Raw genomic sequence first — 17,645 nt, 5'->3', positions numbered from 1 at the left:
TTTGTGAACAGGACTTGCGCAATGACACCTTTTGAAGCCGCTACCCATGCTGATCCCTACGGTTATTACTCAAACCTCAGGCGAAAAAATGGCTTGTTATTCGATGCTGAGCTGGGTTTATGGATTGCGAGCAGTGCCAACGCCGTCGAAGCCATTTTGGGGCATCCCGACTGTCGGGTGCGCCCGCTAAGCGAGCCGATTCCTCCTGCCATTGCGCGTGGCGCCGCAGGAGTGATTTTTGGTCGTTTGATGCGCATGAACGAGGGCCCGCAGCATCTGTGCCCCAGGATGGCTATCGAGCCTGCCTTGGCTTCTGTCGGGAAAGAAAGCCTCTCAGAGATCGTGTCACGCGTGGTCGAGACCCTCGATGACCCCGTTGAAGACCTGGATGAGTTGATGTTCACGTTACCGGTTTCCGTCATCGCAGCCTTGATAGGCCTCCCATCCGGGCGGCTACACGAAGTCGCGAAGCTGACACGGGATTTTGTCGCCTGCCTGTCGCCGTTAAGCGACGAAATTCAACTCGGCGAAGCTCATTTCGGGGCCACTCGGTTAAATCAATTATTCAGCGCGCTATTGAGTGACCAGGAGGACAGCAGCCGCTTCATGAGTCATATCCGGAGCGCCTGCGCAGCCAACGCCTGGAGCGAGCATGATGCATTGATTGCCAACCTGATCGGCTTGTTGTCACAGACTTGCGAAGCCACCGCAGGCCTGATCGGCAATACCCTCGTAGCGCTCCATCGTTACCCTGATCTGACTGAAGGCATGCAACCTGAGCCGATGCTCGTTGCAGACTTGGTGGCAGAGGTAGCGCGCTACGACTCCCCGGTGCAAAACACCCGGCGATTCGTTGCAAAGCGATGCATTATCGGGGATAGCGTCCTGGAGGCGGGTGATACCGTTCTAGTGTTACTCGCTTCAGCCAACAGGGATCCCTACGCAAACCCACACCCCGATAGCCTCTTGCTAAAACGGACGCAACGACGAACCTTCAGCTTCGGCTCAGGACGACATGAATGTCCAGGTCAGCAACTGGCATTGACTATCGCCGCTGAGGCGATTTTGGCATGGTTGCATCGACAGCCAACCTCATCGGTTCGTCCTTGCCAGTGGGGGTATTTGCGCTCCCTTAATGGTCGCATCCCTCAGTTCAATCGTGATCGGGACATTCACCGTTATTTATGAAGCCTGAACCAGGACCTATCCAAACCGATAACAGTTCTTACCGGCGGATTTTGCTTCATACATCGCTATATCCGCCCTGGATAAAACCTGATCAACACTCTCCGGTCCTGCAGCCGCGCTCTCGGTAATGCCGATGCTGACACCGAGACCGTCATAGTCAGCATGTGTATCGGTGTAATCGCCAAGGGTCTTGATAATGCGCTCGGCAACGAGTGCGGCGGATGCCTTATCGATACCCGGCATTAACACAATGAATTCGTCCCCGCCTATGCGTGCCACTACGTCACTCTTGCGCACCACCTCGGTGATCATGGCAGAGAAGGACACGAGTACGCCGTCGCCGGTCGCATGCCCGTTCGCGTCATTGATTTTTTTGAACCCGTCCAAGTCCAGGTAAAGGACGAAAAAACCCGCATCCTCCTTGGCGTTCGAACTGAGCGAGGCGGTCAACATATTCAGGATGCCTAAGCGGTTCAGTACGCCCGTCAGTTTGTCGTGGGTGGCTGAATGTGTGCTCTGTGCTTCTGCAATGTAGGCTTTCGTAAGGTTGGCATTGAGGTTGTTCAGCAGTACCCACAAGCCGGTGAGGTACATCGGGGCCTGTAGGATCAATACCCGTAACATCGGTTCCGGTTGAAACAGCGTGGCCAGTTTCAGCGGTATATCCGTGAGCAGGATCTGGGTGAAGGCGTATCGGGGGATGCCTTGATTCCGCATGGCAATAGCGCCGTTCATGCTGACCGCCGACGTACAGGCCAGCACTTGCAGCACAGGGTCCATGCTGATGACGCACGCCGCCGTACCCACGCCGATTTCGGCAGCCCAAATCAAACCGAAGAGCAGCGACAGGTCCGCCGCGTAGGGTAATTTGGACGCTTCACGGGTTAAAAACCGTTGCAGTAAAAACCAGCGGATGATCCAGATCACAATGTCGGCTACCCACCAACAGATGAAAAACACGGTGGGATGGAGTATCACGGCGACACTGCAGACTAGCAGCGTGTTCAGCCCCGCTGCCGCCAGCGCCGCTCGAGAGGAGAGGGGGCCTTTGAGTAGCTTTAAACGAATGTCCCGGTCGAGTTTTTCATTGTCTTGCACAAACCAACGGATAAACGATGTCCTGGGAAACGAGTGATGATTAGGCATAGTGTTATTCCGCCAAAAAGCGATAACCAGTAGTGGCCTTTTAGCACTATTTTGCCATCCTCGGGTAAACGGTTTTGCCTGGGGTCCCTTGAGTTGTGTTCGCGCGTGGCGCTAGCGGAAATTATCGACGTAGCCCCTTCAGCGATTTCAATGCTGACGTGTCCATTTTTGCTCCAAGTAGTGAATGCAGAATCCTTCATCACGGACCAGGTCCCGGTGCAGCGAGATGTTGGTCTTGATGCCGTCGACCACGATTTCGTGCATGGCGTGCTCAACGAGCGCACGCCATGCCCGTCACTGATGTCTCAAGCGGCTGCCCTGTTGGCTCGGCAACCAAATCTAACGCAGCATCGGGTCAGACTTAGTCTCTGAAGCAGCGTTGCTGAGCAGCCAAATCAGCGCAGGGGATTGCTTGACGTGTTCAGCCATGGCTTTCATTGCAACCTTGAAAGGCGGAATAGTAGACACCACGACATCGTAATTCTCGTCAGGCTGTAAACGAACGCCAATGATGACACTTTTGTCTTCTTGTTCGCGGGCGTAAGCAATAAAGCCATTCTCCAACGGATGCACATATTCTCCAGTCCGTACGCCGGGATAGTTTGGAGACTTGTGGAAATCACTTCGTAGTGCAATGACTTTGGTCACCGTCTTGAAGGCCGGGCTGAAGTTGTCGGTAAGGTAGTCGTAGCTCATGGCAAATAGCACGCTAACGATAAGTGCCCCTGCTCCATGGAACATGATCATACCGCGCGATTGCTTGAATTTAGCTTGAAAACCGAGGAGTGCGGCCAAGTGGGTCAAGTGGCTGGAGCGCTGGTATTGGGTTCAGTTTTGGCGGGCAATAAAACGGATTCACATTGGACCTCGCAGCCAATAAAGGGCGCGGGATGAGTGACGGTGATGACGTCACCCAAACCAATGCAACCATTAAGGCCGGGCAGACAGTACGTCTTGATAGTGCCGGGGATACCAATCTCAAGGGTGCGGTCGTTACCGGTCAGCAGGTTCAGGCCAAAGTGGGCGGCGATCTCAATATCGAAAGCCTGCAAGACACCAGCACCTATCGCTCGGAACAACTGAGTGCAAACGTCGGGGTCAGCATTTGCATACCACCGTTCTGCATGGGCATGAGCAGTGTCAGTGGTGGCATTGGTCAGCAAAAAATGCACAGCGACTATGCCAGTGTCAGTGATCAATCGGGCATCAAGGCGCGCGACGGTGGATTCCAGGTTGAGGTTAAGGGTAATACCGACCTCAAGGGCGCAATTATCGGCAGCACGGATAAAGCAGTCGCTGATGGTAAGAACACGTTCACAACGGGCACGTTAACCAGTTCGGACGTCAAAAACAAAGCCGATTACGACGCTACGAGTATCAATCTGAGCGGTGGCTACAGTGCTGGCGGGAAGGTTGGCAGGGATGCAAACGGCAACGTTGATGCCACCAAGACCGGTACGCCAGTGGCTGATAAAGGCGGATTTGGCGTCAACGCGCCTGTTGCGCTGTACGCCGGTGACAGCTCCAGCAGCAAAACCTTAAGCGGTATCAGCGGCGCAGCAGTGACGGTTACTGACAGCGCCAAGCAGCAGGCGTTGACCGGCCAGACGGCCGAGCAAGCGGTGGCTGCAATCAATACTAACGTGTCCAGTGATCGAGATGGCAGTAACAAGCTTAAGCCAATTTTCGACGCGAAGGAGATTCAGGTTGGTTTCGAGATTACTGGCAAGTTTGTTCAGAACGTAGCTGCGTATCTGGAGACCCGCGCCCGCGAGGCGGATACGCTGCGTAGCGAAGCTGAAAAGGAATATGCCAAATCCCGCGACCCTGAAGTCGACCCTAACGTACAAGCGGTTCATCGACAGAAATACCTGGACCTGAATAAACAAGCCAATGCCGTCGCTGCTGATTGGGGAGCAGGCGGTACCTACCGACAAATCGCCACGGCATTGGTCGCGGGTGCAAGCGGTAACGTAACCGGTGGTGGTGCGCAGTTTGCGCAGAACATGGTCGTTAACTACGTCCAGCAACAGGGCTCGGACTACATCGGCAAACTGGTCATCAAGGGGATGAAAGAAGGCAGCCCCGAGCACGCCAGCTTGCATGCCATTCTCGGCTGTGCCGGTGCTGCTGCCAGCAGCCAGAGCTGCTCAGCGGGTGCGCTGGGTGGTTCGGCCAGTAGTTTGCTCGCAGGCCTTTTTAACGAAACCAGCCCTAATGAAACGAGCGAGGAGCGAGAGGCCAAGCGCAACATCATCGCGTCGATGGTTACCGGCATTGCTGCAATGAGCAACCCGAACGGCGCGGCGACGGCTACCAACGCCGCGGTTGCGAACGTCGACAACAATTGGCTGGCGACCCAACAAATAGTCCAAATGATCAAGGAGGTCGCAGAGGCCAAAACCTTCGATGAAAAAATGAAGGTGACGGGCAAATGGTTATCCATTTCGGGTAATCAAGATCTGGCTACAGCCAGCGCACTCTTCAACAGTTTCAAAGACAGCATGGCAGGCGCCGGTGTAGACGCGCTAAACAGCGCAGTGGGAGTGCTACGCGATCCAATAGCAAGCATTGACGCTATGAACGAATTCATATTGTCAGTGGAGGGGGAGAAACTTTTCGGGACGGCAGCCGCTGGCTTCAAATCGCAAATTACACAGCTTCGCGATGCACTGGTTGTTGGCGGTGATGAAAACGCCGAGAAGCTGGGTAAGCAACTCGGTGAGGCGGTGGCCTTGTATGCACAAGTCGTCGCTACCGGCGGTTCAGGGGGGGCGGCTCAGGGGGCGTCAACGCTTTCTAAAGCAGGTGTCGACGTCTCTATCAATGGTTTCAAAGAGATTGCCGCTACCACCAAAGCTGCGGGTGGTGTTGAGGGTAAGCTGGCGAAGTTTGAACGTATTGGGCCAAATCTTGATGTACCACATCCGATCGATGTGCCAAATAACGTGCCGGTGGGAGGACCCCAATACGTTAAAAGCGCCACGATTCAGGCCAATACTACAGTCGAGCTCAGTGAGAGCGTAACGCTTAAGAGTGGGAAGGTGATTCCCAAAGGCAGTATTGTCACGGTCAGTGACGATACGATGAAGGTTGTGTACGCTGATGGGAGGAGCGAGCTTGCGTCATATTCAAAGGCGAATACACCGCCTTTGATGCTGGCTGATGGTGCAAAAGAACTTGGAAGAGTTGATCCACCCATCCCAAAAGTTGATGTCACAAATGACTTTATGATGGACGTGTTCAAAGATGGAGGAGTCCAGCTCAAGTATGGCGATCCTGATGGCGTAGCAGGATTGGTCGTGAATGTGGATAAAGCGGGAGTGCTGGGATTTGAAATTCGAGCAGCACAAAATCATCCCTACTACAATGCATCAGGCACTGATATTTTCGCCAGCGCAATGCAACGCCTCGGCAACGAAGGCATCAAATCCGTGGGGCTTGGGAGGCGGGTACTGACAGCGTTAACACTGCTCGATATCTCGAGAATATTGCCAATGGAATGTCAAAAGAAAATGCTGCTTTGAATACATGGACAGGCCAAATAGCCCAAAAGTACGGATACGGAAAGGTTGAGAAAATTGAAACCATTGGAGACATCAATTATGTCACCTTTAAAAAACAGGTATTTGTTAGCCCAGTTGCTGGAAGGGAAATTGCCGAGCAATGTACTGAGCTTGATGTTAGAGGCTGATCCTGAGTTGGATAAGTATGTTTTAGCAAATGTTTTTTTGGAAGAGTTTGATCGTTTGGATAGCAAAATCCTTCCTGTAATATGGAAATGGAAGAGTGCCAAATCAATTAGAGGTATTTCTGATCAACAATTTGATGAGGCAATACTTGCGCAAATGAGGATCGCGGGTTATATAGTGTAGTTAATAGTTGGGAGGGTCTTAGTTTCCTACCTTGAGGGCGTTGGTACAAAAGCAACAGCTACTCCACGCACTCCATTAGCCGGTCCTACTGAAAACTGGAAAACCTTTGTTAGTGCTGAAAAACAGATTCAACTGGAAGCAGGTGCTGGGCAGCGTGTGGATCAAGTGATCAATGAAACTCTATCTGGTAAGAAAAATTTCACGAGCGCTATGACGCTCACAACCGATGAGGCTCTATCGGCAGGGCAAAAATATCTCGGTCCCGAGTACAGGGAAACGGTAAGCCCGCCTCTGGGGTGTTTCACAGCGCTGATGGCACTAAGGAGTTCCGTATCGACTCAGGATCTATATCAGGAGCACACGCTCCGGGAGTTCCGCATGTACATTTCGGGGTTAAAGACCCTGTGACTGGAAAATATATTTCTAACAATCATGTTCCCTATGCGGACTAGGATATGGATATGTCTATCGTTCGGAAGGGTATTGTTGTCACTGGCGAATATTCTGGCTGGGAAATTGTTGTTGCGGACGACCGTGATGGCGACACTGGCGGGTATTATCTTTACATGAAGAAAAGTGATGTTGAAGAGTTTGACTGCTGGTTCGAGCATGAGGCAGGGCTTCAGGCTCAGCTAGTTGATTTTGAGGTGGAGTGGATAGTTTAGTAAGTTAATTAGCATGGCTTTTATTTGGCCTTCGGTGCAAAAGATATTGCACTAATAAAGCGAGAGGGCAACGGTGAAGGAATATTTGAAAAGACGGATATCCAACCTTATACCCCGAATAGTCCTGTGTTAGGCCAAGCAAATGAAGCTTCTTGCGCGGCTGGAAATTGCCGAATGGCCGCAAATCTGGGTGATGTTCCAGAGGCCTATGTTCGAGAAGCAATTGGTACGACGAGTGAAGGTACTGCTTTGTCAAATATACCGAATGGGCTGAAGGAACTTGGGTTCGGAGGGCAGGCGAAGTATACGTCGAGCCTTAATATGGAAGTTATACCAAGCTCAATTGAAAGTGGCGCCTCAATTATATCAAGTGTTAGAGCGGGAGCTAGTGCCCATGCGGTTGTTGTAGCGTTTAAGTACATAAAGATAAATAGCCTGTTAAATTACTGTCTAGTCCTTAAATAAATTGACACCTAATTCAATGGGCCCACCACCTGCCGATAATGTTCCGCTCCCTGCAACGTCTGGCGAGTCAGCTTGATCTCCAGGCCTTGGGGTTCGTCCTTGCGATTGCCGCTCAGTTGACGCCAACCCTGGCCAGGCTCCCAGACACGTACCTGCAGGTCACTCACTTTGTCCAATACGGCCACGCCTTCGCCCGGTGCGGGAAGCGGGTAGCGGCTGCGCGCGGGTGCTGCTGCGCGGTATAGGGTTTGGTCCTGCAGCCACCAGCGTACCCGTTGCAAACCGTCTTCCGACGCGGCTGCGCTGCGGATCACGTCTAGGCGAAAGCGCTGATTGTCGGCGCTGCGTACGCTGATCGCCGGCGGCGCTTGCGCAGGTTCGGTCTCGTGCTGGGTAAGGTTTGGCACGCGCAATTCGGTGCTGGCGCGCAGGGCCAGGTCGCGTTCCAGCTGGTTCAGGGCGCGCAGTATGGCTTCGGTGTGTTCGGTGCTCGCCTGCAGGTGCTGGTCGGCACGGCTGACGCTGTCGAGGCCGCGCCAGGCAATCAGGCTGACAATCGCCATCAGCATGATCGCCACCATCACTTCAATCAGCGTAAAGCCGTGCTGCCGAGCATTCATGGCGTGGCCTCCACGCGAAATTGTCCGGCCGCGGTGCGCCGTACCGAAAGGCTGTTCTGACCGTCCGACAGTTGCAGTTGCAACGGCGTATCGAACCACTCGGCGTTGAGTACGACCCGTTGTTTGGGGATGACGCGTACCTGAACCGCCGGTGTGTCCCACGCACGAGGACGCAGTTGCGGGTCGCTGTTGAACTGATCGAAGCCCGTAGCGTGTTCATTGCGGCGGCTGAAGTGAAACCCTTTGGTATCTGCCTGCCAGGTGATCGGGCGCCCGTCGGCCAAGGCTTCGGCCTGGGCGACCTGCAGCAGTTGCACCAGGCGATTGGCGTCCTGGCGCAGCAGGTGCAATGGGTCGGGCTTGATACTCAGGCCGACCGCCGCACTGGCAATGCCGATGATGATGAGCACCACCATCAGTTCGATCAGGGTAAAGCCGTGTTGCCTGGCCGCTGTCATCGCGCAACGCTCCGTCGTCGTGGAGAACATACCGAGAGTTGTCCTGTAGACTGCCTGACAGGACAACAAGGAGGTTTCGTCATGGCATACACTTTTCGTTTATCGCCCGCGCAATGTGTGCAGTCGGCGGCGTTGCTCGCGACGTTGGCGGGCGTGTTGGTCTGGTCATCACTGCTGCTGACCCCGGCCCAATCCAGCGCACCGCCGGCCGAGCGCGAAGGCGCCGCAGTTGCGGTCGACAGCCCGGCATTGCAGTGGTTTTCCAATCGGCTTGCAGTGCTGGATATCAAGGTTTCAGGGATGATGACCGGTGCGCATGGCGCAGTCGCGATCCTCAGTCTCAACGGCATGCCACCCCGTGGGTTTCTGGTGGGGGAGCGCTTGACCCAGGGGGTGCGCCTGGTGGCGATTGAGCGCGACACCGTGGTGATTGAGCGCGGCAGCGAACGGACTCGATTCAAGGTCAGCACGCTGCCCGACGCTCAGTCGATGCCACGATTGACCCGGCCCTGAGCCCGCTCATTCGCGTTTTTCCACGGGCTGGGCGAGCAGCGTCTCGAGCCGCGCCAACGGCGGCGCCTCGCGTTCGCGGTCCGAGACCTGCAGCGTGACGCGCATCAGCCGGGGGTCTGCGCTCGGCGCGATCACTTGCCCGCAGCGCAGTTGCAGGCGCCCCTGATCACATTCGAAGGCCTTGTGCCCCGGTGCCAGCCGGCCTTCCAGGCGCAGTTCGGCCAGTCGGCTCTGCGCCGCCAGCAGTGCCAGTGATCGATCACGCAGCAGGCCATTGCTCTGGGTCATCAGGCCCGCAACGCGCACGGCTGCCGACATGGCCACGGCAATAATCGCCAACGCCACCAGCACCTCGATCAACGTAAAACCTTGCTCCTTGCGCGACAGCTCCATGGGTGACTCTTTACCGAAAACCGGCATGCAGGATAACACTCGAAAACAGGCAGATGACTCAGCGTGCGGCTGAGTTTTTTCAATACACCATTTAGTTCATTTGTTACACTGCGCGCCGAATTGCAAACAAGCCAAGGATGGTGGATATGGATGTCGCTCGCGTCAAATTTCAGTCTGCAGGTGGCCGAGGCCAGCAGGGGTTCACCCTGATCGAGATCATGGTGGTGGTGGTGATTCTCGGCATCCTCGCGGCCATGGTCGTACCCAAGGTGCTCGACCGTCCGGATCAAGCCAGGGCCACGGCGGCCAAGCAGGACGTCTCCGGCCTGATGCAGGCACTCAAGCTCTATCGCCTCGACCACGGCACTTACCCGAGCATGAACCAGGGGCTCAAAGTGCTGGTGGAGCGCCCGGCGGACGCCAAGAACAGCAACTGGCGTTCCTACCTGGAGCGTTTGCCTAATGACCCGTGGGGGCGTCCTTACCATTACCTGAACCCTGGCGCGAACGGCGAAGTCGACATCTTCTCCCTCGGTGCAGACGGGCAACCTGACGGCGACGGCGTGAACGCCGATATCGGCTCCTGGCAGCTCTAAGCGCTGCCATGAAAAACCCTTTGCTCAATAGCGCGAAACAGCGCGGCATGGCGATCATCAGCGCCTTGCTGATCGCCGCCGTGGTGGCGGTTATCGCCGCTGGCATGCTCACCCGGCAGAGCGTGTTTACCCGCTCGCTGGAAGCTGAACAGTCACGCCTGCAAGGCAGTGCGGTGCTGCTCGGCGGCCTGGAAACCAGCCGGCAACTGCTGTGGGATGCGCGTCGCAAGGAAGCACCAACGCGGCGTGACCAGGCATGGGCGCAACCGATCAAAAGCGCCCTCCCGGGTGCAGGTTTTGATGGGCGCCTGGAAGATCAGCAAGGCAAATTCAACCTGCGGAACTTGATCGCCGGCGAGCGCGTCAATGCCCGGCAATTACGCAGTTTTGAGCAGCTGTGCGCCATGCTCGGCATCGAGGCTGGCGTTGCGCAACGCATCAGTCAGCGCGTCATTGCCGCTTATCCGCGCCAGGAACATTCGCAAAGCACGACGCAAAACCGGTTTAACAGCGGCCGTGCGACCTCGCCCGACGCCAACGCCAATCCCGTTCCTGCAACCCGGCCGATGCTGCGCAGCCTCGACGACCTGCGCGGTATCCAGGGCGTGAATGAGCGGGTGTTGGCGCGCCTGGCGCCCTATGTCAGCGTTATCCCGGTCAGTACCTGGGTCAACAGCAATACCGCCAGCGCTGAGGTACTGGCCGCGGTAGTGCCTGGGCTATCGCTGACCCAGGCGCAGGCCTTGGTCGCAGAGCGTGATCGGGGCCAGTGGTTTATCAATCGTGGCGACTTTCTCAATCGCTTGCGTGCGCCGCAGTTGAGCGTCGACGACCTTGATGTCGGCATCACCAGCGAATGGTTTCTGCTTCACGGTTACGCCCGTCGTGACAAGCGCCGGGTCAGGGTGGACGCATTGTTGTATCGCTCGGAGAGCGACATGCCCAAGGTGATCTGGTCGAGACTGGGCGTATGAGTGTGCGCATTGCCTTGCCGCCGCTGAACAGCCTGACGCCGGACACTGAGCTTGCGTTCGCACGCCTGGACCGCAACGGTCGCGTCAGCCAGACCGGCGTCAGTACGCTGGCGTTGCTGGGGCAAACGGCTCAATCGCAGAGCGTGGAGTGCTTTCTTCACCCCATGGACAGCGTCCTCACACAGTTGCAGTTGCCACCGCTGTCGGCCGCGAAGACCCAGGCGGCGGTGATGTGTGCGGCACAGGCGCTGATCCTCGGTCGCATTGAACAGATGCATATCGCGCACAGCCCTGGCGATGCCGATGGTCACGTGTTCCTCAGTTGGTTGCCGACGTCGGTCCTGGAGCGTTTCGGTGAGGTGTTGAGCCAGCACCGGTTAAAGCTGCGGGGGCTTTATCCTGCACCCTATGGCCTGCCGGTGCCACCGGCCGGGCACATCAGTGCCTGTGTGCTGGAGGGGCATTTGCTGCTGCGCCATAGCCTTGAGCAAGGCGTGGTCGAACCGCAGGTTCAAGCGAGCCTGGACGCGCTGGCGGCCAGTGGCAGCCGCTTGGCCTGGTTCGGTGACGACACCCCCGCTGCAGTGATCGAGCCACAACCTGCGCAGCAACGATGGTCTGCTGCTTTACCTACGTGGGGATTACACGGCGGCGTCGGCAAGGCACCAGGGTCGCAAGCGGGTTGGGGCAGGGCGCTGGCCTGTTGCGCGCTGGCAATCGGCGTGTGGCTGCTGGGCCTGAACCTGTACGCCGCGCGTGAGGCCAGCGAAGGCCAGCAACTCAAAATGCAAATGAGTCAGCGGGTCAAACAAGCGTTTCCCGAGTTGCCGGTGATCCTTAATCCACTGCAACAAGCCCGTCAGCAATTGAGCGCGCGGCAAAACCCGGCAAATAGCGACGCACCCCAGCGCTTTGCCGGCCTGATGCTGCAAGCCGCCGACGCGATGCCGTTCATGGTCGGCAATGTGCAGGGCCTGGTCTTTGAACAGGCAGAGCTGCACGTGAGTTTGACCGCCGATGCGCGGCGAAATACCCCAGATAACGCCTGGCAAGCCACCCTGGCCCAGGCCGGCGTCGCGGCTCAGGCCACGCCGACGGGCTGGCGTTTGCGCCCGGCCGATGCCGAATCCCGTGAACCCGACTCCGGTGCTGCAAGCGACAATGAATAAGCATTCCTTGACCCTTTGGCGTGGCCAATGGCAGCACTTCAACGCCCGCGCACGGAGCGTTTGGCGAGGCCTGTCACGGCGGGAAAAACGCATGGTCGCGGGCACTGCGCTGCTGCTCGGCGGGCTGCTGAGCTGGCTGGTCCTGATCCAGCCGGCCTTGAAGAAAATCGAATATTGGCAGGCTGAAACACCAAAGCTGCGTGCGCAAACCGAGGCACTCGAACGCTTGCTGCGCGAGGTGCCGACGCCAACCGCCGGCCAGCCCCTCGAACCGGCCCTGCGCCAAAGCCTGGATGCGCGCGGGCTGGTCGGATATTACCAATTGACGCCGGTGGAGACCGGCTGGCAGTTGACGTTCGAAACCGCACCGGCTGACGCAGTCATCGGTTGGCTGGTGAGCAACCCAATGCAATTTTCTCTGGAAGTGGTCGAGGCCCGTTTGCAGCGTGCAGGCGAAGCCAAGGCCGATGATACGGCAGGCACTCTGTCGGGAACTGTCCGCATGGATCAGGCGTTTGGCGCTAAGGAAGCTTCATGAAGTGGTCAGGTTCCAATTATGTACGCAACGCCGCGCCGTTCCTGTTACTGGCACTGAGCGCGTGCAGCACGCAAACGGCTTCCAACGCGCCACCGCTGCTGGTCGACAGCGAACTCGGCCAGCCCCTGGCCAACACCCAGCGCAGCGGCGACGTACTCCTGGAACGCCAGCGCGCCCAGACGCAGATCGAGCGGCAAGCGCGGCCGCAGCGTACCCTCGTCAATCCGGTGCGCCGGGGCGGCGCAAGTATCGGCGGTACAACGCTGAGCAACCCGCTTGGCAGCCAGCCGGTGAGTCTGAATTTCGTGGATGCCGACATTCAAGCCGTCGTGCGCGGACTCTCCCGCGCCACCGGCCGGCAGTTTCTGGTCGACCCACGCGTAACCGGTTCCCTGACCCTGGTGTCTGAAGGCGAAGTACCGGCCCATCAGGCCTACGATATGTTGCTGGCGGCATTGCGCATGCAGGGCTTCAGCGTGGTCGACGTCGGCGGCGTGGCCCATGTGGTACCGGAGGCCGATGCGAAATTGCTCGGTGGGCCGGTCTACAGTGCCGACCGGCCGGCGGCGAATGGCATGCTCACGCGCACGTTTCGCCTGCATTATGAAAATGCGGTGAACCTGATCCCGGTGCTGCGCCCGATCGTCTCGCCGAACAATCCGATCAATGCCTACCCCGGCAACAACACCTTGGTCATCACCGACTACGCCGACAACCTGACGCGCGTGGCGCAGTTGATTGACAGCATCGACAGCCCCAGCGCGATCGATACCGATGTCGTGCAGGTCCAGAACGGCATCGCGGTGGACATCGCCGGTATGGTCTCGCAGCTGCTGGAACAGCCTGGCGGCGACGCCACCCAGAAGATTTCGGTGGTGGGCGACCCGCGTTCCAACTCGATCATCATCCGTGCCGGCAGCCCGGAGCGCACCGATCTGGCGCGCAACCTGGTGTACAAACTCGACAACGCCCAGAGCAATCCGAGCAACCTGCACGTGGTGTACCTGCGTAACGCCCAGGCGGCGAAGCTGGCCCAGGCACTGCGCGGCTTGCTCACCGGTGAAAGCGACAGCGGCACCGGCGATACCGGACGTTCGGTGCTGAGCGCGATGGGTGGCAACACCAGCGGCGGGCAGAGCGGCCAAAACAGCCCAAGCAGCACCAGCCAGACGTCGAGCAGCGGCAGCAGTACCAGCAACGGCACCGGCATGGGCTACGGACAGAGCGGCGGCAATTCGAGCAGCCAGGCCGGCGCCCAGGCCACGGACCAAAGTGTCGCCTTCAGCGCCGGCGGTGTCACGATCCAGGCGGACGCCACCACCAACACCTTGCTGATTTCCGCGCCCGAGCCGCTGTACCGCAACCTGCGGGAAGTCATCGACATGCTGGACCAGCGTCGCGCACAGGTGGTGATCGAGAGCCTGATCGTTGAGGTCGGCGAGGACGATGCCAACGAATTTGGCGTGCAATGGCAAAGCGGTGACCTGGCGGGCAAAGGGGTGATCGGCGGCACCAACCTGGGCGGCAGCGGGCTGCAGACCGGCGGCCTGACCAGCATCGACGCGCTGCCCGGTGGCCTGAGCGTGGGTTACCTCAGCGGCACGGTGAACATCCCCGGTGTCGGCAATGTCATGGACCTCAAAGTGCTGGCCCGCGCCCTCAAGAGCAAGGGCGGCAGCAACGTACTGTCAACGCCGAACCTGCTGACCCTGGACAACGAAGCCGCGAGTATTTTCGTCGGCCAGACCATTCCGTTTGTCAGCGGCAGCTACGTGACCGGAGGGGGTGGCACCAGCAACAACCCGTTCCAGACCGTGACGCGCGAGGAGGTTGGGCTCAAGCTCAATGTACGGCCACAGATCTCCGAAGGCGGCACGGTCAAGCTCGATATCTACCAAGAAGTCAGCAGCATCGACGAACGCGCCTCCAGCAGTGCGACGTCGGCGGGCGTGGTGACCAACAAGCGCGCAATTGACACCAGCATCCTGCTCGATGACGGGCAGATCATGGTGCTCGGCGGCCTGCTGCAGGACGGCTACAGCCAGAGCAACGAGGCGGTGCCCTGGCTGTCGAGCATTCCCGGGCTCGGCGCGTTGTTTCGCAATGAACGCAGGGCCACCACCAAGACCAACCTGATGGTGTTCCTACGGCCCTATATCATCCGTGACAGCGCCGGTGGACGGGCGATTACCCTAAACCGCTACGACTTCATCCGCCGGGCCCAGGGCGCACTGCAACCGGAGCGCAGTTGGGCGATGCCGGGCATGCAGGCGCCGCAATTACCCGCCGCGGCCGTGGGGGTGCCGGCGGCACCGGGAAGCGGGCAACCCCGCGCGACGATTCGCGCAGTGCCGCTCCAATGAACGCGTTACCCTACGCCTGGGCCAAGGCTCAACGCATCCTGCTGCGCAATGGCGAGGAGGGTGCGGTGCTGACGGTTTGCCCATCGACACCCGGCTGGTCGATCAGCGAGGTGCGCCGGCAGTTCGGCGCGGCGCGGCTCGAGCAGGTGCGGGACGAGGAACTCGACGGCTTGCTCGCCGCAGCCTACGCCGATACCGGCAGCGCGGCGGCGGTGGTGGGGGCGGCGGAAAACGAAGTCGATCTTGACCGCTTGATGCAGGACATCCCGGAAATCACCGACCTGCTGGACACCCAGGACGGCGCGCCGGTGATCCGCATGATCAACGCGTTGCTCACCCAGGCGGCGCGTGACGAGGCCAGTGACATTCACATCGAGCCTTACGAAAGCCATTCGGTGGTGCGCTACCGGGTCGACGGCACCCTGCGTGACGTGGTCTCGCCGCGTAAGGCGTTGCACGCGGCGCTGGTGTCGCGGATCAAGATCATGGCGCAACTGGACATCGCCGAAAAACGCCTGCCCCAGGATGGCCGCATCGCGTTGCGCGTGGCGGGTCGGCCGATCGACATTCGCGTATCCACGGTGCCCACCGGCCACGGTGAGCGGGTGGTGATGCGTTTGCTCGACAAACAGGCCGGGCGCCTGCAACTGGAAACCCTCGGCATGGACGTGCAGGTGCTGGCCAAGCTGGACAACCTGATCCGCCAGCCCCACGGCATCGTGTTGGTCACCGGCCCCACCGGCAGCGGCAAGACCACCAGCCTCTATGCCGCGCTCGCACGGTTGGACGCCAGCACCAGCAACATCCTCACCGTTGAAGACCCGGTGGAATACGACCTGCCGGGCATCAGCCAGATCCAGGTGAATGCCAAGATCGACATGACGTTCGCCCTGGCCCTGCGAGCGATCCTGCGCCAGGACCCGGACATCATCATGATCGGCGAGATCCGCGACCTTGAAACCGCACAGATCGCAGTGCAGGCTTCGCTGACCGGGCACCTGGTGCTGGCCACGCTGCACACCAATGATGCGGTATCGGCGGTCAACCGGCTGATTGACATGGGCGTCGAGCCGTTCCTGCTGGCGTCTTCGATGCTCGGCGTGTTGGCGCAAAGGCTGGTGCGGCGCCTGTGCAGCCACTGCAAGCAGGAAGATCCGGCCCACCCCGGCACGTGGCGGCCGCTTGGCTGTGCCGCCTGTAACCACACCGGCTACAGCGGCCGCACCGGCATCCATGAGTTGTTCTGTATCGACGATGAGATTCGCGCGTTGATCCACCAGGGGGCGGGTGAACAGGCCCTGCGCCTTGCGGCGCGCGAAGCGGGCATGTTCAGCCTGCGCGAAGACGGTGAGCGTTGGGTGCGCGCAGGGGCCACGGCGCCGGAAGAAATCCTGCGTGTGACACGGGACGCCTGATGAATCGCTACCGTTTCGAAGCCGCCGACGCCACCGGCAAGCTTGAGTCCGGGCACCTTGAAGCCGATAGCCAGCGCGCCGCGTTCGGGGTGTTGCGCAGCCGTGGTCTTACCGCGCTCTCGGTGCAGCTTGAAACCCCTGTGCCTGCCGGCGGCGGTGCAGTGTTCAGCGCCAGGTTCTCCGACAACGACCTCGCCTGGGCCACGCGGCAACTGGCGAGCCTGCTGGGCGCGAGCCTGCCGTTGGAGGCCGCCTTGAGCGCCACGGTCGAGCAGGCGGAAAAAAAGCATATCGCCCAGACCTTGAGCGCGGTGCGCGCCGATGTACGTGGCGGTATGCGCCTGGCTGAGGCCCTGGCGACACGGCCACGGGATTTCCCCGCGATCTATCGCGCATTGATTGCCGCCGGTGAAGAGTCCGGCGACCTTGCGCAGGTCATGGAGCGTTTGGCCGATTACATCGAAGAACGCAACAACCTGCGCAGCAAGATCCTCACCGCGTTTATCTACCCGGGCGTGGTCGGGCTGGTGTCGATTGCGATCGTGATCTTTCTGCTCAGCTATGTGGTGCCGCAGGTGGTCAGTGCGTTTTCCCAGGCTCGCCAGGACTTGCCGGGGCTGACCCTGGCGATGCTCAATGCGAGTGATTTCATTCGTGCTTGGGGAGTGTGGTGTTTCGGTCTCATGGCCGCCGGCTTCTGGGGATGGCGCCTGTATTTACGTAACCCGGTGGCGCGCCTGAACTGGCACAGCCGGGTGCTGCGCTTGCCCTTGATCGGGCGCTTTGTGCTGGGCCTGAACACGGCGCGGTTTGCCTCGACCCTGGCGATTCTGGGGGCCGCCGGGGTGCCGTTGTTGCGTGCCCTGGAAGCGGCGCGCCAAACCCTGTCCAATGACCGCTTGAGCCTCAGCGTAAGTGATGCCACGGCGAAGGTGCGCGAAGGCGTGAACCTCGCGCCGGCGTTGCGCGTGGAAAATGTGTTCCCGCCGGTACTGATCCACCTGATCGCCAGTGGCGAAAAAACCGGTTCGCTGCCGCCAATGCTGGAGCGGGCGGCGCAGACCTTATCGCGCGATATCGAGCGTCGGGCCATGGGCATGACGGCGTTGCTGGAGCCACTGATGATTGTCGTGATGGGCGCGGTGGTGCTGGTGATTGTAATGGCCGTGCTGCTGCCGATCATCGAGATCAACCAGTTGGTGCAATAGCTGCAAGCGCGCACTAAAAAGCCCCCGTCACCGAGGGCTTCTTTTTACTGGGTACAACC

17 protein-coding genes and 1 pseudogene are annotated in these 17,645 nt (G+C 59.0%); 12 read left to right on the top strand and 6 right to left on the bottom strand.

The genetic code is table 11. From position 1 onward, the window contains the following. Positions 1-21 precede the first annotated feature (21 nt). On the top strand, positions 22-1,188 hold the full coding sequence (locus BM403_RS25805; RefSeq protein ID WP_012724419.1) for a cytochrome P450: 1,167 nt from the start codon (positions 22-24) through the stop codon (positions 1,186-1,188). A gap of 15 nt (positions 1,189-1,203) precedes the next feature. On the opposite strand, the gene BM403_RS25800 is transcribed toward BM403_RS25805, so the two are convergent. From BM403_RS25800 to BM403_RS25795, 3 genes and pseudogenes are all read right to left on the bottom strand, one after another. After that, positions 1,204-2,334, bottom strand: coding sequence for a GGDEF domain-containing protein (locus tag BM403_RS25800; RefSeq protein ID WP_093545685.1), 1,131 nt, complete (start codon positions 2,332-2,334; stop codon positions 1,204-1,206). Between the two features lie 147 nt (positions 2,335-2,481). Continuing rightward, positions 2,482-2,601, bottom strand: a pseudogene (locus tag BM403_RS32675) (hypothetical protein); the annotation flags it as partial. Positions 2,602-2,673: 72 nt separating this feature from the next. Next, positions 2,674-3,129, bottom strand: coding sequence for a hypothetical protein (locus tag BM403_RS25795; protein WP_218189870.1), 456 nt, complete (start codon positions 3,127-3,129; stop codon positions 2,674-2,676). 65 nt (positions 3,130-3,194) lie between these two features. Here BM403_RS25795 and BM403_RS31945 point away from each other — a divergent pair, with 65 nt between their 5' ends. From BM403_RS31945 to BM403_RS25770, 3 genes are all read left to right on the top strand, one after another. Continuing rightward, positions 3,195-5,861 carry a hemagglutinin repeat-containing protein gene (locus BM403_RS31945; protein ID WP_175538106.1) on the top strand — a complete coding sequence of 889 codons (2,667 nt, stop codon included), beginning with the start codon at positions 3,195-3,197 and terminating at the stop codon, positions 5,859-5,861. Between the two features lie 78 nt (positions 5,862-5,939). Further along, complete coding sequence (locus BM403_RS25780; RefSeq protein WP_093545682.1) at positions 5,940-6,209, top strand: hypothetical protein; 270 nt, start codon at positions 5,940-5,942, stop codon at positions 6,207-6,209. Positions 6,210-6,664: 455 nt separating this feature from the next. Next, positions 6,665-6,874 carry a hypothetical protein gene (locus BM403_RS25770; protein ID WP_218189869.1) on the top strand — a complete coding sequence of 70 codons (210 nt, stop codon included), beginning with the start codon at positions 6,665-6,667 and terminating at the stop codon, positions 6,872-6,874. Between the two features lie 473 nt (positions 6,875-7,347). Here the strand turns inward: BM403_RS25770 and BM403_RS25765 are convergent, their stop codons facing one another. Further along, positions 7,348-7,959 carry a prepilin-type N-terminal cleavage/methylation domain-containing protein gene (locus BM403_RS25765; protein ID WP_093545677.1) on the bottom strand — a complete coding sequence of 204 codons (612 nt, stop codon included), beginning with the start codon at positions 7,957-7,959 and terminating at the stop codon, positions 7,348-7,350. After that, a complete protein-coding gene (locus tag BM403_RS25760) occupies positions 7,956-8,417 on the bottom strand; it encodes a GspH/FimT family pseudopilin (RefSeq protein WP_093545674.1) in 462 nt (153 codons plus the stop codon). Before BM403_RS25760 ends, BM403_RS25765 begins: the two co-directional genes overlap by 4 nt. A gap of 81 nt (positions 8,418-8,498) precedes the next feature. Here BM403_RS25760 and BM403_RS25755 point away from each other — a divergent pair, with 81 nt between their 5' ends. Continuing rightward, complete coding sequence (locus BM403_RS25755; protein WP_046036789.1) at positions 8,499-8,930, top strand: general secretion pathway protein GspC; 432 nt, start codon at positions 8,499-8,501, stop codon at positions 8,928-8,930. 6 nt (positions 8,931-8,936) lie between these two features. Here BM403_RS25755 and gspI read toward each other — a convergent pair whose 3' ends face one another. After that, positions 8,937-9,323, bottom strand: coding sequence for a type II secretion system minor pseudopilin GspI (gene gspI / locus BM403_RS25750; RefSeq protein ID WP_012724400.1), 387 nt, complete (start codon positions 9,321-9,323; stop codon positions 8,937-8,939). A 146-nt stretch (positions 9,324-9,469) separates the two neighbouring features. Between gspI and gspG the strand changes: the two genes are divergently transcribed. From gspG to gspF, 7 genes are read left to right on the top strand one after another with little or no spacing between them, the layout of a single operon-like run. Then, positions 9,470-9,919: a type II secretion system major pseudopilin GspG gene (gene gspG / locus BM403_RS25745; RefSeq protein ID WP_046036790.1), complete on the top strand. Its 450-nt coding sequence runs from the start codon at positions 9,470-9,472 to the stop codon at positions 9,917-9,919. Positions 9,920-9,927: 8 nt separating this feature from the next. Continuing rightward, the gene (gspK, locus tag BM403_RS25740) at positions 9,928-10,893 is read left to right on the top strand and encodes a type II secretion system minor pseudopilin GspK (protein WP_046036791.1); all 966 of its coding nucleotides are present in this window, start codon (positions 9,928-9,930) and stop codon (positions 10,891-10,893) included. Continuing rightward, positions 10,890-12,062: a type II secretion system protein GspL gene (gspL, locus tag BM403_RS25735; protein ID WP_256577217.1), complete on the top strand. Its 1,173-nt coding sequence runs from the start codon at positions 10,890-10,892 to the stop codon at positions 12,060-12,062. Before gspK ends, gspL begins: the two co-directional genes overlap by 4 nt. Continuing rightward, positions 12,055-12,600, top strand: a complete 546-nt coding sequence (gene gspM / locus BM403_RS25730) for a type II secretion system protein GspM (protein WP_093545671.1) — start codon at positions 12,055-12,057, stop codon at positions 12,598-12,600. The genes gspL and gspM overlap by 8 nt, the downstream gene beginning before the upstream one ends. After that, positions 12,597-14,963 carry a type II secretion system secretin GspD gene (gspD, locus tag BM403_RS25725; RefSeq protein ID WP_093545668.1) on the top strand — a complete coding sequence of 789 codons (2,367 nt, stop codon included), beginning with the start codon at positions 12,597-12,599 and terminating at the stop codon, positions 14,961-14,963. Before gspM ends, gspD begins: the two co-directional genes overlap by 4 nt. Next, positions 14,960-16,378 carry a type II secretion system ATPase GspE gene (gspE, locus tag BM403_RS25720; RefSeq protein ID WP_012724394.1) on the top strand — a complete coding sequence of 473 codons (1,419 nt, stop codon included), beginning with the start codon at positions 14,960-14,962 and terminating at the stop codon, positions 16,376-16,378. Before gspD ends, gspE begins: the two co-directional genes overlap by 4 nt. Next, positions 16,378-17,586 carry a type II secretion system inner membrane protein GspF gene (gene gspF, locus BM403_RS25715; protein WP_046036795.1) on the top strand — a complete coding sequence of 403 codons (1,209 nt, stop codon included), beginning with the start codon at positions 16,378-16,380 and terminating at the stop codon, positions 17,584-17,586. The genes gspE and gspF overlap by 1 nt, the downstream gene beginning before the upstream one ends. The last annotated feature ends 59 nt before the right edge of the window (positions 17,587-17,645 follow it).

This window comes from Pseudomonas sp. OV546 (assembly GCF_900116845.1).
In the GTDB taxonomy this organism is placed as follows: domain Bacteria; phylum Pseudomonadota; class Gammaproteobacteria; order Pseudomonadales; family Pseudomonadaceae; genus Aquipseudomonas; species Aquipseudomonas petroselini.
The sequence above is the reverse complement of the archived record's forward strand: the minus strand, read 5'-3'. Positions and strand labels throughout refer to the sequence as shown.